The organism is Streptomyces subrutilus, assembly GCF_008704535.1.
Lineage (GTDB): Bacteria > Actinomycetota > Actinomycetes > Streptomycetales > Streptomycetaceae > Streptomyces > Streptomyces subrutilus.
In genome coordinates, this window is the sequence record NZ_CP023701.1 from 5438634 (window position 1) to 5453976 (window position 15343).

At 75.2% G+C, this 15343-nt stretch carries 13 protein-coding genes; 5 read left to right on the top strand and 8 right to left on the bottom strand.

Features of this window, described 5'->3' with window-relative positions:
* Nucleotides 1–5: 5 nt before the first annotated feature.
* Together metF and CP968_RS24085 are read left to right on the top strand one after the other, a co-directional pair.
* The gene (metF, locus tag CP968_RS24080) at nucleotides 6–920 is read left to right on the top strand and encodes a methylenetetrahydrofolate reductase [NAD(P)H] (protein ID WP_150519979.1); all 915 of its coding nucleotides are present in this window, start codon (nucleotides 6–8) and stop codon (nucleotides 918–920) included.
* 50 nt (nucleotides 921–970) lie between these two features.
* Entirely contained in the window at nucleotides 971–1900 is a 930-nt protein-coding gene (locus CP968_RS24085) for a hypothetical protein (protein WP_150519980.1), read from the top strand.
* A gap of 29 nt (nucleotides 1901–1929) precedes the next feature.
* Here CP968_RS24085 and CP968_RS24090 read toward each other — a convergent pair whose 3' ends face one another.
* The 5 genes from CP968_RS24090 to CP968_RS24110 form a co-directional block, all read right to left on the bottom strand.
* Nucleotides 1930–3366 carry a phytoene desaturase family protein gene (locus CP968_RS24090; protein WP_150519981.1) on the bottom strand — a complete coding sequence of 479 codons (1437 nt, stop codon included), beginning with the start codon at nucleotides 3364–3366 and terminating at the stop codon, nucleotides 1930–1932.
* Between the two features lie 31 nt (nucleotides 3367–3397).
* Nucleotides 3398–4024 (bottom strand): DUF4126 domain-containing protein, encoded by a 627-nt coding sequence (locus CP968_RS24095; RefSeq protein WP_150519982.1) that lies wholly within the window; start codon nucleotides 4022–4024, stop codon nucleotides 3398–3400.
* Between the two features lie 115 nt (nucleotides 4025–4139).
* Nucleotides 4140–4541 (bottom strand): DUF3040 domain-containing protein, encoded by a 402-nt coding sequence (locus tag CP968_RS24100; RefSeq protein WP_150519983.1) that lies wholly within the window; start codon nucleotides 4539–4541, stop codon nucleotides 4140–4142.
* Nucleotides 4542–4816: 275 nt separating this feature from the next.
* Nucleotides 4817–5575, bottom strand: a complete 759-nt coding sequence (locus CP968_RS24105) for a methyltransferase (RefSeq protein ID WP_150519984.1) — start codon at nucleotides 5573–5575, stop codon at nucleotides 4817–4819.
* Between the two features lie 75 nt (nucleotides 5576–5650).
* A complete protein-coding gene (locus CP968_RS24110) occupies nucleotides 5651–6133 on the bottom strand; it encodes an SAV_6107 family HEPN domain-containing protein (RefSeq protein WP_150519985.1) in 483 nt (160 codons plus the stop codon).
* Nucleotides 6134–6304: 171 nt separating this feature from the next.
* On the opposite strand from CP968_RS24110, the gene CP968_RS24115 reads away from it, so the two are divergent.
* From CP968_RS24115 to CP968_RS24125, 3 genes are read left to right on the top strand one after another with little or no spacing between them, the layout of a single operon-like run.
* Entirely contained in the window at nucleotides 6305–7303 is a 999-nt protein-coding gene (locus CP968_RS24115; RefSeq protein WP_150519986.1) for an ATP-binding cassette domain-containing protein, read from the top strand.
* Nucleotides 7275–9362: a YhgE/Pip family protein gene (locus tag CP968_RS24120; RefSeq protein WP_150519987.1), complete on the top strand. Its 2088-nt coding sequence runs from the start codon at nucleotides 7275–7277 to the stop codon at nucleotides 9360–9362. The genes CP968_RS24115 and CP968_RS24120 overlap by 29 nt, the downstream gene beginning before the upstream one ends.
* A 29-nt stretch (nucleotides 9363–9391) precedes the next feature.
* Complete coding sequence (locus tag CP968_RS24125) at nucleotides 9392–10018, top strand: TetR/AcrR family transcriptional regulator (protein WP_150519988.1); 627 nt, start codon at nucleotides 9392–9394, stop codon at nucleotides 10016–10018.
* Nucleotides 10019–10406: 388 nt separating this feature from the next.
* Here CP968_RS24125 and CP968_RS35395 read toward each other — a convergent pair whose 3' ends face one another.
* Genes CP968_RS35395 through CP968_RS24140 form a run of 3 tightly spaced genes read right to left on the bottom strand, consistent with a single transcriptional unit; the run spans nucleotide 10407 to nucleotide 15222 of the window.
* A complete protein-coding gene (locus CP968_RS35395) occupies nucleotides 10407–12839 on the bottom strand; it encodes a transglutaminase TgpA family protein (RefSeq protein ID WP_150519989.1) in 2433 nt (810 codons plus the stop codon).
* Nucleotides 12836–14212 carry a DUF58 domain-containing protein gene (locus CP968_RS24135; protein WP_150519990.1) on the bottom strand — a complete coding sequence of 459 codons (1377 nt, stop codon included), beginning with the start codon at nucleotides 14210–14212 and terminating at the stop codon, nucleotides 12836–12838. The genes CP968_RS35395 and CP968_RS24135 overlap by 4 nt, the downstream gene beginning before the upstream one ends.
* Nucleotides 14212–15222 carry an AAA family ATPase gene (locus CP968_RS24140; RefSeq protein ID WP_150519991.1) on the bottom strand — a complete coding sequence of 337 codons (1011 nt, stop codon included), beginning with the start codon at nucleotides 15220–15222 and terminating at the stop codon, nucleotides 14212–14214. Before CP968_RS24140 ends, CP968_RS24135 begins: the two co-directional genes overlap by 1 nt.
* Nucleotides 15223–15343 lie beyond the last annotated feature (121 nt).

A 15343-nucleotide genomic window follows, 5' to 3' on the forward strand; every position in this document is an offset into this window, starting at 1 on the left:
CCGCTATGGCCTCTGGTACCGCTTCCACCTGGTCGGATCGCGCACACACGGTCCGCGACCTCATCGCCTCCGGGCGCTCGTACTCCTTCGAGTTCTGGGCCCCGAAGACGGAGAAGGGCGAGCGCAACCTCTGGAACGCGCTGCGCCGGGTCGAGGCGGTGTCCCCGAGCTTCGTCTCCGTGACCTACGGAGCCGGCGGCTCCACCCGCGGCGGCACCGTCCGCGCCACCCAGCAGATCGCCGCGGACACCACCCTGACCCCCGTCGCGCACCTCACCGCCGTCGACCACTCCGTCGCCGAGCTGCGCCACGTCATCGGCCAGTTCGCCGACGCGGGCATCCGCAACATGCTCGTCGTGCGCGGAGACCCGCCGGGCGACCCGATGGGCGAGTGGATCGCGCACCCCGAGGGCGTGCGCTACGCCGCCGACCTCGTCCGGCTGGTCAAGGAGTCCGGCGACTTCTGCGTGGGTGTCGCCGCCTTCCCCGAGATGCACCCCCGGTCGACCGACTGGGACACGGACATCCGGCACTTCGTGGACAAGTGCCGCGCGGGCGCCGACTATGCGATCACCCAGATGTTCTTCGATCCGGAGAACTACCTCCGGCTCCGCGACAGCGTCGAGAAGGCGGGCTGCGACACCCCGATCATCCCTGAAGTCATGCCCGTTGTGGGCATCAAGCAGCTCGACCGGCTGCCCCGGCTCAGCACCGCGCTCTTCCCCGTGACCGTGAAAGAGCGCATGCTCGCGGTCAAGGACGACCCGGCCGCTGTACGCTCCATTGGCATCGAGTTCGCCACGGAGTTCTGCGCGCGGCTGCTGTCCGAGGGTGTCCCGGGGCTGCACTTCATCACGCTGAACAATTCCACGGCGACCCTCGAAATCTACGAGAACCTGGGCCTGCACCAGCGGGCCTGAGCGGCCGTCCTCCGTTCCCGCGCCGGCGGCCGCACCGAGAGGGGCCACGCATGGGAATGACGGTCCTCTACATCGCGTTCGGCATCGTCGCGCTGTGGCTGCTTGCCGAGGTCCTGATGCAGTACAAGGCCCGGCTGCGCTGGCGCCTGCTCGCGTTCACCGGGTTCCTGGGCGTGGTCGCCGGCGTGGTGCTGCCGTCGGTGCTGGTCATCGCCGTCGGCGCCGCCGCGTTCGCCACCGGCCAGATCCTGGTGACGCTCTCCTTCCGCAAGGGCTTCGTCGCCGGCTGGGCGCTGCGCCGCCGCGGGGGACCCGCCCGGCAGCCGGCCGGCCGGGCCACCGGCCGCCGCCGCTCCGGCGGCCCGCGCCCCGAACCCGCCCTCCAGGTCACCGCGCTGGAGTACGGCCCCGAGGACCGGTCCGCCGCCGACGACCCCGACGCCCACGGGGCAGGACGCGGGTTCCAGGCCGGCCCCGACGAGGTCCACGGTCCCGGACCGGCGCCCGAGGACACCGGGTCGTACGGGGTCCGCGGCCACGCGCCCGCCGCCGACGCGGGCGAAACGGCCGCCTTCGCCTCGCCGTTCACCACCGGCGAGCAGGACGCCCACCAGTACGCCGCCCACCAGGGTCCGTACGGGCAGGACGGCGGCCACGGCTTCCCCGCCGACTACTCCGGCGGCTACGACGGCGGCTACCCCGCGGGCGGCCAACAGGCCTACCCCGCCTACTCGGACCCGTACATCGGCCCCGGCGGGGGCGCCGCCCCGGCGCCGTCCTACGACTACGGCTACGACCCCTACGCCGACCCCGGCCAGCAGTACTCGACGGACACGCCTCCCGGCGGGGTCTGGGTCCCGCAGCAGCGCTCCACCGGCCAGGAGGGCCCGGCGCCCTACCCGCCGCAGGACCCGGCCGCGCCGCAGGAGTACCCGTACCCGCAGCAGGGCACGGGCGAGTACGAGCAGTACCGCTACTGAGCCCCCGGCGCGGGGCTCCGCGGCACCCGTCAGCGGGAGCCGCGGAACTCCGCCCCCTCCACGATCAGCCCCGCCACCAGGGCCCCGGTCATCCCCGCGTGCGGCAGCCCGCCGCCCGGGTGCGCCCAGCCGCCCGCCCGGTACAGCCCGGGCAGCTCCGTGGCGTTCGCCGGGTACAGCAGCCGCCCCCCGGCCCCCGCCAGGGCCGGGGCCGGGACCGCGCCGCCCGGTGCGCCGGTGGCCGCCTCCACGTCGGCCGGGGTGCGCACCTCCTGCCACAGCAGTCGCTCCCGCAGCCCCGGAACGGCCCTCTCGGCCAGTTCCAGCAACTCCCCGGGCCCCGGAGCCCCGGGCGCGCCCCCGGCCGCTCCCGGGCCGCACACGGCGCTCACGGTGACGGCTTCGTGCTCCGCGTCCGGCCGGGTGGCCGGATCGTCCGGCCGCAGTACGGTGACCCGCAGCCCGGGCGAGTGCACCAGGGTGCGGTGGACGGCGTCGGCGGGCCGGGCGCCGCGCAGCGCCAGCAGCAGCGTGAGCCGGCTGGGCGCACCGGCGCCGCCCGCGGGCTCCTGCGCGCGCGGGCGTACGGGCGAGTGCGCCGGCAGCAGCCTCGGGTCGACGGCGCAGACCACGGCGTCGGCGTCCGCCTCGGTGCCGTCGGCCAGCAGCAGCCCCGCCGCCCGGCCCGCGCGCACCGACACCTCGCGGACCTCCGCCCCGAAGACGAACTCCACCTTCCGCTCGCGGCACCGCTCGTACACGGCGGTCGCCAGGGCCCGCATCCCGCCGCGCACGTACCAGGTGCCGAAGGTCTGCTCCATGTACGGCAGCACCGCCGCCGACCCGGGAGCCCGCTCCGGGTCGATCCCGTACGCCGCCACCACCCCGGTCAGCAGCTCCCCGAGCGGGCCGCCGAGCTCACGGCCGGCGACCTCGGCGAGCGTCGGCGGCCGGCGGCGCAGCAGGCCGCTGCGGCGCGGCGCCGGATAGGGGTCGCCGGCCAGCGCCGTCCGGTCCGCGCGCAGCGGCTCCTCCAGCAGCGGGCGCCGGGTGGCGTCCCAGGCGTCCCGGGCCCGGCCCAGCACCCCGTTCCACCGCTCGCCCGCACCGGCCCCGAAGGCCCCGTCGAGGGCGGCGGCGACACCGCCGTGCGAGGCGCCCGGGAGGGTGACGCCGATCGTGTGGTGGGGGAGCAGGTGCCGTACGCCCGGGTCGACCTGGACCAGGTCCACGCAGCTCTCCAGCGGCCGCTTGCCGGTCTTCACGAACAGGTCGCGGTAGACGGCCGGCAGGTGCAGCAGGCCGGGTCCGGTGTCGAAGGAGAAACCGTCGCGCTCGTGGCGCCCCAGGGCTCCGCCGTACCCGGCGGTCCGTTCGTACACCGTCACCCGGTGCCCCGCCACGGCCAGCCGGGCCGCCGTCGCCATCGCGCCCATCCCGGCGCCGATCACCGCAATTCGTGCCATGCGGCCGAGCCTACCGAGGCGGCCGGCGAGGTCAGCCGGGTGGTCCGGTGGTCCGCGCGGAGGTCTCGGCGGCGAGCCGGCGCTCCTCGCGGCGCTGGGCACGGCGGCGCAGGAAGCGGCGGATGCGGGTCCAGAGGTAGACCACCACCGCCAGCCCGGCCAGCAGCAGGACGGCCGCGATCACCGCGGCGGCCTGCGGGTTGAACATGGCGAAGGTGACGATGCCGGCGACCCCGAGGTCCTCGGCGGTGCTCAGCACGATGTTGCTGACGGGCTCGGGCGAGGTGTTGACCGCCATCCGGGTCCCCGCCTTGACGAAATGGCTGGCCAGGGCGGTGGAACCGCCGACCGCGGCCGCGGCGAGGTCGGACAGCGAGCCGCTCTGCCCGGCCAGCAGCGCCCCGACCACGGCTCCGGCCACCGGCCGGATCACGGTGTGGACCGCGTCCCAGACCGAGTCCACGTACGGGATCTTGTCGGCGACGGCCTCGCACAGGAAGAGCACCGCCGCGACGACGAGCACGTCGGTGCGCTGGAGGGAGGCCGGGACCTCGTCGGTCAGGCCGGTCGCGCCGAAGACGCCGAGCAGCAGGACCACGGCATAGGCGTTGATCCCGCTGGCCCAGCCGCTGGTGAAGACCAGAGGGAGCACACTCACCGGATCATCATGCCGCAGAACGGGTGATCCGGCGGGCAGAGCGCCGCACCGCGCGCGGACCAAGGAGGGGACGGTCGCCCGGCGGCGGCCATCCCCTCACCCACGCGTCCGGGGGCTACTGCCCCTGTTCGTCACGGCGGCGCTGCCACCGTTCCTCGATGCGGGTCATCATCGACCGACGCTGCCGGTTCTGGCCCTGGGCCGAACCGCCGATACTTCCGGAGACGGGCTGCTCGCCAGGCTTGGGTGCCTTGCGCCAACCGGTGACCACGAGGACCGTACAGGCCAGCATGACGAGGAATCCCACCACGCTGATCCAGAGCACGTCCTGCCAGATCACACCGGTCATGAGGAGCGCGATACCCACCACAATGCCCACGACTGCCTGGTAGACCCGTCGCCGGGTGTACGTACGCAGTCCGCTTCCCTCAAGCGCTGTCGCGAACTTGGGATCTTCGGCGTACAGCGCTCGCTCCATCTGCTCGAGCATTCGCTGCTCGTGCTCCGAGAGCGGCACGGGAGTCCTCCTCATCCGTCGGTCGCGGGGGGTAGCGACCAGGGGTCCCCTTCAGGATAGGCGGGGAATCGCCCCCGTGATACCCGCCCTCTACGCCACGTTCTGAAATACCGCAGCCACCGAACCACTGCGCAAAGCCGGACCGCCTGTGTGCGGTCATCGAGGCGCTTATTCCCCGATGGAACGTCCACCATGCCGGTCACTGTCCCGATCATACGGGGCCGACCGCCGGATCGGAGGGTGTGTGGCCCACTCCGCCCCGGGAAGATCGCAGATCAGGTGCGCTTCTCGCCCAAGACGTGCAGTTGCGTGGCGACCGCGTGGAAGGCGGGCAGCTCGGCGGCGGCCTCCTCCAGACGCAGCAGCGCCTCCACGGCGCCGGGCTCGGTGTCCACCAGGACGCCCGGGACCAGGTCCGCGAAGATCCGTACGCCGTGCACCGCGCCGACCGCGAGGCCGGCCCCGGAGACGAGCTCCGAGAGCTGCTCGGCGGTGAAGCGGCGCGGCACCGGGTCACCGGCGCCCCACCGGCCGGCCGGGTCGGTGAGGGCGGTGCGGGCCTCGGTGAAGTGGCCGGCCAGGGCGCGGGCCAGGACGGCCCCGCCGAGGCCGGCGGCCAGCAGGCTGAGCGTGCCGCCGGGGCGCAGGGCCGCGACGGCGTTGGCCACGCCCTCGGCCGCGTCGTCCACGTACTCCAGCACGCCGTGGCAGAGCACCACGTCGTACGCGTCCCGGTCGACGACGTCCAGCAGGCCCTGGGCGTCGCCCTGGACCCCGCGCACCAGATCGGCGACCCCGGCCTCGCCCACCCGGCGCTCCAGCCCGAACAGCGCGTTCGGGCTGGGGTCGACCACGGTGACGCGGTGGCCCAGCCGGGCCACCGGGACGGCGAACTTGCCGGTGCCGCCGCCGGTGTCCAGCACGTCCAGCACGTCCCGGCCGGTCGCCTTGACCCGGCGGTCGAGCGCCTCCTTGAGGACCTCCCACACCACGGCGGTGCGGAGGGAGGCACGGGGGCGGGAAGTGTCCGACACGGCTGATGGCTCCTCGGCGCGGTAAGGGTGAGAGCGGTGCGTGTCCCACCCTATGGCCTTCCGCAACCGGGCAGCTCATCCCGCGTCCGGACGCTCCGGGCGCGGCTGCGGGAGGGTCTGCGGGGGTGGCTGGACGGCGAGTATCCGCTCCACCAGCCGAAGGAACATCGAGGCCGCGCGCACCAGGTCGTCCGCGTCCCGGTCGCTCGCCGCACCCGCGATCCCCGCCTCGGCCCGGGCCCGGCGGGCCGCGCCCGAGGCGAAGAGGGCGCTCCACTCGGCCAGTTCCGGTGCCATCTCGGGAAGCACCTCCCACGCGCTGCGGATCCGGGGCCGCCGCCGCGGGTGCGCGGGCTCGGGCCGCACGCGCACCGCCAGCACGGCCGCGGCCGTGCGCAGGGCGGCGAGGTGGGCGGTGGCGTACCGCTCGTTGGCCCGGGGCAGGCGGGCGGCCTCGGCCAGGCCGCTGTGGGCCTTGGCGAGCAGGTCCAGGGCGGCGGGCGGAGCCGACGACCTGCGCAGGACGGGGTGGACAGGGGACGGGGACGGTGTGGCCATGACGAACCTCCTGTCGATGCGTTGCCCCCATCGTGACGGGCCCCACTGACAATCGCGTTGACCTGCGGACATGCCGTGACCTGTCCGACAACTGCCCCCCGCCGCGCCCTTGGTGCACCGGAGGGTGCTACTTTTTGAACTGACCGGTCAGTTCAAAAGAAGGGGGACGGTGTGGACAGCCCGCACGGCGCGGCCGTCAGGGCCGAGGGTTTCGGACTCAAGGGGCCGCGCGGCTGGGCCTTCCGGGGCATCGGCGTGGACGCGGAGCCCGGCTCGCTCATCGCGGTCGAAGGCCCCTCCGGCAGCGGACGGACCTGCCTGCTCCTCGCGCTCACCGGACGCATGAAGGCGACCGAGGGCCGCGCCGACGTCGGCCGCCACCGGCTGCCCGGCGCGATGGCCGCGGTCCGCCGGATCGCCGCCCTCGGCCCGGTCCCCGGGGTCAACGACCTCGACCAGGCCCTCACCGTCGCCGAGCAGTTGCGCGAGGGCGCCCTGCTCCAGCGCCGCTACGGCGTCCCGCTGCGCGGCCTGCTGCGCCCGCCGTCCGAGCGCCGGGCCGCCGCCCGGGCCCGCACCGACGCGGCCCTGGCCGCCGCCGGTCTGGACCCGGCCGCGCTGCCGAAGGGCCCGCGCACCTCCGTACGGGACCTGGACCGGCTGGAGGCCGTACGGCTGTCCGTGGCCCTCGCCCTGCTGGGCTCGCCGCGGCTGCTGGCCCTCGACGACCTCGACCTCAAGCTCTCCGACGGCGAACGCGCCGAGGCCTGGGACCTGCTCCGCTCGATCGCCGCCCGCGGCACCACCGTCCTCGCCGTGTGCAGCGAGGCCCCGCAGGACGCGCTGGTCCTGCGTACCGGAGTCCGGGAGCCCGCCGGACCCGCGGCGGACGGGCCCGCGAGGACGGCCGCGCCCGCGGCCGCCGCCCCGCCGAAGGCCCGGACCGCCGACGCCGCCAAGGTCACGTGGGGGGTGCCCGCCGCGAGCGGGCCGGCCCCCGGCGAAGACAGCGGCGCCGGACCCGCGGCGGACACCGCCACCGGCACCGAGGACGCGCGGGACGACGCGCACGAGGACGCCCCGGGCGACGGTCAGGGCGACCCGCACGACGACACGAAGGACCACACGAAGGGGGCGGACGATGCGATCGCCGAAGCTGGCCGCGCTTGAGCTGAAGAGGTTCGGCCGGGGCAGGCTGCCCCGCGCCGCCCTCGCCGCGCTGCTCCTGCTGCCGCTGCTGTACGGAGCGCTGTACCTCTGGTCCTTCTGGGACCCGTACAGCCGCCTCGACAAGGTCCCGGTCGCCGTCGTCAACGCCGACCGGGGCGCCACCGTCGACGGCAAGCGCCTCGACGCCGGCGCCGAGATCACCCGGAAGCTGCACGACAGCAACACCTTCGACTGGCGCGAGGTCAGCGCCGAGCAGGCGGCCTCGGGGCTGGAGGACGGGACCTACTACCTGTCCCTCACCATGCCCGCCGACTTCAGCGCGAAGATCGCCTCCAGCTCCGGTGACGACCCCACCACCGGGGCCCTCCAGGTGCGCACCAACGACGCCAACAACTACATCGTCGGCTCGATCTCCCGCACCGTCTTCGCCGAGGTCCGCTCGGCGGCGTCCACCAACGCCTCCCGCGGCTTCCTCGACAAGATCTTCGTCAGCTTCTCCGACCTCCACGACAAGACCGCCGAGGCGGCCGACGGGGCCGACAGGCTCAAGGACGGCGCCGGCAAGGCCCAGGAGGGCGCCAAGGAGCTCGCCGACGGCCTCGCCACGGCCAAGGAGAAGACCGGGGAGCTGACCGGGGGCCTGCAGAAGCTCGACGAGGCCTCGGCCAAGCTGCAGAAGGGCAGCAAGGACGTCGCCGACGGCACCCAGTCCCTCGCCGACAAGGTCAACGGCGCCGCCGACAAGGCCAGGCCGTTCCTGAAGGACCCCCGGCAGCTCGCCGCCAGCGCCGAACTGGTCGCCGACACGGCCAAGGTGGTGGGCGGCCACCTCGACAAGATCGTCGAGAAGGCCCCGGCCGCCGCCGCCCGGACCAAGGCGGTCTCCGACGACGCGAACGCCTACTACGCCGAGCGCTGCCTCACCCCCGGCGCCGACCCGCTGCTCGCCTCCTGCGCCGACCTGAAGAAGATCAAGGACGGCGCGGCCGAGGCCGCCGAGCTCACCGGCGACGTCAACAGCCTGGTCAAGGGCGCGGGCGGGGATCTCGGTACGCTGCGCACCCAGGTGACGGACCTGGAGAAGCAGGCCCGCGACGTCGTCGCGAAGGCCCCCGCGCTCTCCTCCGACCTCGACGCCGCCGTCGCCAAGGTCAACGCCCTCAACAGCGGCGCCCGCCAGGTCTCCGACGGCATGGCCCGGCTGCACACCGGCCTCGGCACCGCCCGGAGCGGCTCCGGCGCCCTCGGCGACGGCGTCGGGAAGCTCGGCGACGGCGCCCGCTCCCTCGACGGCGGCATGTTCAAGCTGGTCGACGGCAGCGGCGAGCTCGCCGGCGGCCTGCACGACGGCGTCGGCAGGATCCCGGACTACGACCAGGGCCAGCGCGACGCCCGCACCCAGGTGATGGCCGACCCGGTCCAACTCGCCAACCAGTCCCTGCACAAGGCCCCCAACTACGGCACCGGCTTCGCGCCCTACTTCATCCCGCTGTCCCTGTGGGTCGGCGCGATGGTCGCCTACATGCTCATCGCCCCGCTCAACAAGCGGGCCCTGTCCACGGGCGCCTCGCCCTGGCGGGTCGCCCTCGCCGGATGGCTGCCGGTGGCGGGCCTGGGCGCCGCGCAGGTGGGCCTGCTGATGTCCGTACTGCACTGGGGCCTCGGCCTGGAGATGGCGCGGCCGGCGCTCACCATCGGCTTCCTGTTCCTGGTCACCGCCTGCTTCGCGGCGATCGTCCAGTGGCTGAACGCCAAGTTCGGCGCCGCCGGGCGCATCCTGGTCCTCGCGGTCCTGATGCTCCAGCTGACCTCGGCCGGCGGTACCTACCCCGTCCAGACCAGCCCCGGCTTCTTCAACGCGATCCACCCGTACCTGCCGATGTCCTACGTGGTCGAGAGCCTGCGCCGGCTCATCACGGGCGGGGACCTCACCCCCGTCTGGCAGGGCTGCGCGGTCCTGACGGCCTTCACCCTGGGCGCCCTCGCCCTCACCGCGCTCGCCGCCCGCGGCAAGCAGGTGTGGACCATGGACCGGCTGCACCCGGAACTGACCCTGTAGAGAGCGGTTGACCTGTGAGAATCAGCGCCATGGAAAGCAGCAGCACCGGTACCGGCGGCGCACGGCGCCAGGCGACCCGCCAGAAGCTGTACGAGGCCGCGGTCACCCTCATCGCCGAAAAGGGCTTCTCCGCGACCACGGTCGAGGAGATCGCCGAGCGGGCGGGGGTGGCCAAGGGCACCGTCTACTACAACTTCGCCAGCAAGAACGACCTCTTCGAGGAGCTGCTGCGGCACGGCGTCGGACTCCTGACGGCCTCGCTGCGGACGGCGGCGGAGGAGACCGAGGCGCGCGGCGGCAGCCGGGTCGAGGCGCTCGACGCCATGATCCGGGCGGGGCTCGTCTTCATCGACCGGTACCCGGCCTTCACCCAGCTGTACGTCGCCGAGCTGTGGCGCACCAACCGGACCTGGCAGTCCACCCTCATGGTGGTCCGTCGCGAGGCGGTCGCCGTCGTGGAGACCGTGCTGCGCGAGGGAGTCGAGCGCGGTGAGCTGAGCACCGAGATCGACGTTCCGCTGACCGCGGCCGCGATGGTCGGCATGGTGCTGGTGGCCGCCCTGGACTGGCAGTCCTTCCAGAGCGAGCGCTCGCTGGACGACGTCCACTCGGCGCTGTCGCTGCTCCTGCGGGGCCGGGTCAGCGGCAACCGCTGACCCGCCCGCCGCCGACCCCCCGGTCGGCGGTGCCGCACGGCCGCCGCAGCCCGTAGAACTGGTGGGGCCCGCCGCGCCGGGCACCGGCTGGGTATCCGTACCCAGACGCCGGATGAGTACGTGCGCGGATGGGCCCCCGCCTGCGCGGACGCCAGACTGGGGGCAGCGGACAGGAGACCCGGCCCGCACCGCGGACACGGGGCCGCGGAGCGGACCGGGTACCTCCTCCGCGACCGGGCCGGGGGAGCCCGGTGACGCAGGACGCCGACGCGGCGGGGCCCGGGGGGATCGGGCCCCGCCGCGTCGGCGCGTCCGCACCGGCCCGCAGGCCCCCGGCCCGCCCAGCCCGCGGCCCGTGGGCCGCGCCGCCCGTCCGCGGGCCCGGGGATCAGCCGCGGTCCCGCAGCGTCAGCCGCGGCCGCAGCGCCGTCAGCCGGGCCCGGACCGCCGCCGTGCGGGCGGAGGCCGCCGAGGCCAGCGCCGCCCGCCGGGCCGAGACCGCCCGCCCCACCCGGGCCGCCGACCGGGGCAGCAGCAGCGCCCGCAGCCGCGTCCCGCGTCCCGCCGCCGCCAGCAGTCCGGCCCGCGCCAGCAGCACGTCGGCCGCGAGCTCCGGGTACGGGGCCCCCGCACCCGGCGGCGCGTACAGCTCCCGCTCCACCGCGCCCGCGATCCGGTGGACCGCCGCGGCGGCCTCCGCGCCCGGGCGGCCCCGCTCCACGATCCGCTCCGCCGCCCGGCGCGGGGACAGCGCCCCGTCCGGGAGCACGCCCACGTCCCAGGCCGCGTCGCCCAGTTCCCGCCAGGCGGCCCGGACCCGCCCGGACCGCAGCCGGCGCGACCGCAGCCGGGTCCGCCACAGCAGCGGCAGCAGCGGCAGCCCCACCGCCGCCGCCCCGGCCGCCGCCCAGCCGAGCACCGCCGGCGCAGAGGGGCCGCCGCCGCCCGCGGAGCCCTGTCCGGCCACCGGGCCGCCGCACTCGCCGAGCTTCTTCATCTCCGGCGGGCAGGCCTCGCTCTGCGACGGGGCCGCCGAGGGCTGCGCGGCGCTCTGCGAGGGCAGCGGCGCCGGCGCCGACGGCTGCGCGGCCGGGGCCTGCGGCCGGGAGTAGTCCGGCACCGAGATGCCCGACCGGGGCGTCGGCTCGAAGCGGGTCCAGCCGACGCCCTCGAAGTACAGCTCCGGCCAGGCGTGGGCGTCGCGCATCGACACGTTGACGCTGCCGTCCGACTGCCGCTCGCCCGGGGTGAAGCCGACCGCGACCCGCGCCGGGATGCCCAGCGCGCGGGACATCGCGGCCATCGAGAACGCGAAGTGGACGCAGAAGCCCTCCTTGTCGGCGAGGAACCGGGCGACCGCCTGAGGACCCGTGCCCGAGGCGATCTTCGTGTTGTAGCGGAACCCGCCGCTGACGGCGAAGTAGTCCTGCAGCCGCACGGCCCGCGTGTAGTCGTCCGGCGCCCCCTGCGTGACCCGGCGGGCCGTGTCGACGACCACCGGCGGCAGGTTGTCCGGCAGCTTCGTGTACTCGGCCAGCACGTCCGGGCGGGGGGCGGGGGCCGACTGGAGCTGCTGGGCCGTCGGCCTCAGCAGCAGGCTCCGCACGGTGTACTGCGCCCCCTGGACGTTCTGGAACCGGTCCTTGCCCAGCTGGTCGCCGACCAGGGTCCGGCCGGCCGGCTCGAAGCGCCACTTCCCGCCGATGTCCACCCCGGTCGCCGGGTACGGCATGGGCAGGTAGCGCTGGCTGTAGCCCTCGGCCGCCGAGACGCTGGTGCGCACCTCCACGGCGCCCCGGCGCACCGGCTCGGCGAGGCCGGGGGGATCGGGCAGCGTCGCGGGCACGTCGGTGAGCGTGCGGCCCGAGGCCTCCCACTTGACGCCGTTGAACTCGTCCAGCGCCAGGATGCGCAGGTACTGCTCGGACTGCTGCGGACTGTCCGTCCGGTACTTCAGCACCACCCGGTTGTCCGGCGCGTTCAGGCTGTTCTGCAGCGAGACCAGCGGGTTGACCGCCGAGATCGTCCCGCCCGCCCCGCCGCCCTCGCCGCTCCCCGAGCCCTGCCCGCCCAGCAGCCCGCCGTCCAGGGAGGGCAGCACCGCGGGCACCAGCAGGGCCACGCCGAGCGCCACCGCGCCGATCCGCCGACCGGTGCGCACCGGGGCCGTCGCGCGGCCGCCCGGGCCCAGCCCCGACGCCGTACGGGCCTGGCCGCGCGGGGCGCCGCCGAAGACCCGGCCCCACTGGGCGAGCCGGTCGCGGCCCTCGGACAGCAGCATCATCAGGTAGCCGCAGCCGGCCAGCAGGAACGAGGGCCACGCGGCGCCGGCGCCGCCCGACAGCCCCGCGGCGACCGAGTACAGCGCCAGCAGCGGCAGCCCCGCGGCCGCGGCCGCCCGCACGGTCACCGCCAGCAGGTCCACGAGCAGCCCGATCAGCAGCACCCCGGAGACCAGCAGCAGCCGGATGCCGTCCGTCATCGGGGCCGGTATCGCGTACAGGCCGACGTCCCGCACGCCCTGCTCGAACAGGGCGCCGAAGTCCGTCACCAGGTACGCCACCGGGCCGGTCCCGCCCGACCCGGCCCTGCCGCCGAAGAGCAGGGCCAGCAGCACCAGCGACACCAGCAGCTGGCCGGCCGCGGTCAGCGACCGCGCCACCGGCACCCGCCGGGCCCCGGCCCCCACCGCGCTCTGCACCGCCAGCAGCGCCGCCGCCTGGAACAGCCAGCCGAACGAGTCCACCAGCGGGGTCAGCGACCAGGAGGTGAGCAGCGTCGCCAGTGCCGCGAACAGCGTCAGTCTCGCGCGCCCGCTCATCCCCGACCTCCGGTGGTGCCGATGCCGGACCGCGCGGTCCCGGCCTGTTTCCACAGCTCGCCGAAGGCCGTGCCGGGCGGGGCGGCCAGCGCGGTCCAGCCCGCGTCGCGCAGCCGTCCCAGCCGCTCCTCCACGGAGGGAAGGGCGTGCGGCCGGGCCGCCTGGCCGGCCCAGGCGGCGGAGTCCAGGACGAAGGCCACCGCGCCGCCGGAGCGCTGGCGCAGCTTGGCGGCCAGCTCCGTCTGGGCGTCGTCCAGGTCGCCGAGGAAGGCGATGAGCAGCCCGTCCCCGGGACCCCCGCCGAAGCCGCCGCCGCGCAGCGCGTCGTAGGCCCGGGAGAGCCCGGCGCCGTCGGAGTGCCCGACCACCGCGAGGGTGTCCATCATCAGTCCGGCGGCCTCGGCGGAGTCCTGCCCGCCGGAGGCGGAGAACCCGCTGCCGCCCTCGCCCGGCACCGCGTCCCCGGTGTCCGTGAGCAGCCGTACGGAGAAGCCCTGCTCCAACAGGTGCACCAGGGCGGACGCGGCCCCCGAGACGGCCCATTCGAACGCCGAATCGGGCCCGGCGCCCTCGTAGGCCAGGCGCCGGGTGTCCAGCAGGACGGTCGCCCGGCTGCGCTGCGGCTGCTCCTCGCGGCGCACCATCAGCTCCCCGTAGCGGGCGGTGGAGCGCCAGTGGACCCGGCGCAGGTCGTCGCCGCGCCGGTAGCCGCGCGGGATCACGTCGTCCTCGCCGGCCAGGGCCAGCGAGCGCCGGCTGCCGTCGCCGTAGCCCGAGGCCTCCCCGGCGATGCGGACGGGCGGCAGCGGTTCGGTGCGCGGGACGACGGTCAGCGTGTCGTGGGCGGAGAACGAGCGGGTCAGCTCGACCAGCCCGAACGGGTCGGTCAGCCGCAGCTGGAGCGGGCCCAGCGGATAGCGGCCGCGCAGGTCGGAGCGGACCCGGTAGGAGACCTCGCGGCGGCCGCCCGGTTCGACCCGGTCCAGCACGAAGCGGGGGCGCGGGCCCAGCACGTAGGGCACCCGGTCCTGGAGCATGAGCAGGCCCGTGGGCAGCCGGGAGACGTTGTCCATGCGCAGCTGCACGCGGGCCTCGGCGCCCGCGGAGACCCGGCCGGGGGTCAGCCGGCGGCTGCCGGAGACCCGGTAACGGGTGCGGTGCAGGGCCAGGACGCAGATCAGCGGGAGGGCGGCGAGCAGCAGCCCGACCCGCAGCAGCTCGCCCTGGCCCAGGACGTACGCGCAGGCGGCGGCGGCGATCCCGGCGGCCAGGAAGGAGCGGCCGCGCGTGGTCAGCCCGGACAGCGACGCGCGCAGCCCGCCGTGGCCGTGCTCGCCCGGGCCGCCGGCGCCGTCCGGGGCACCGGCGCTCATCAGAAGCCCCGGATGCCCGAGCCGGGCGGCATCTCGCCGCGGGCGTGCGCGGCCGGGACGGGCGTGCGCTGGAGGATGTCCTGGACGACCTGCTCGGCGGTGCGGCGGGCCAGCTGGGCCTGCGCGGTGGGCAGCAGCCGGTGCGCGAGGACCGGCGCGGCCAGCTCCTGGACGTCGTCGGGCAGCACGTAGTCGCGGCCGGAGAGCGCGGCGGAGGCCTTCACGGCGCGCAGCAGGTGCAGGGTGGCGCGGGGTGAGGCGCCGAGCCGCAGGTCGGGGTGGCCGCGGGTGGCGGAGACCAGGTCGACGACGTAGCGCCGCACGGCCTCGGCGACGTACACCTCGCGGACGGCCTCGACGAGCTTGACGATGTCGTGGGCGTGCGCCACGGCCGCCAGGTCGTCGAGCGGGGAGAGGCCGCCGTGCACGTCGAGCATCTGGAGCTCGGCCTCGGGGCTGGGGTAGCCGACGGAGACGCGGGCCATGAAGCGGTCGCGCTGCGCCTCGGGGAGCGGGTAGGTGCCCTCCATCTCCACCGGGTTCTGGGTGGCGACGACCATGAAGGGGCTGGGCAGCGTGTAGGTGGTGCCGTCGATGGTGACCTGGCGTTCCTCCATCGACTCCAGCAGCGCGGACTGGGTCTTGGGGGAGGCGCGGTTGATCTCGTCGCCGATGACGATCTGGGCGAAGATCGCGCCCGGCTTGAACTCGAACTCGCGGCGCTGCTGGTCGTAGATGCTGACGCCGGTGATGTCGGAGGGCAGCAGGTCCGGGGTGAACTGGATGCGCTGGACCGAGCAGTCGATGGACTTGGCCAGGGCCTTGGCGAGCATCGTCTTGCCGACGCCGGGGACGTCCTCGATCAGCAGGTGCCCCTCGGCGAGCAGGACCGTGAGCGCGAGGCGGACGACCTCGGGCTTGCCTTCGATCACGCTTTCGACGGAGTGGCGCACGCGCTCCGCCGTGCTGGTCAGATCCGCGAGGCTCGCTCTGTCGTCATACGTCGTCACCTGGTTCTCCTCGGCCCTTTCCCAGGGCCGACGCCCTTGGCGCATGACCGGCCCACCCCGAAACACGGACGCCGGCCCGGGGGTTCCCGGGAGGCGCCTCCCCGCATTCTTGACGGCGTCA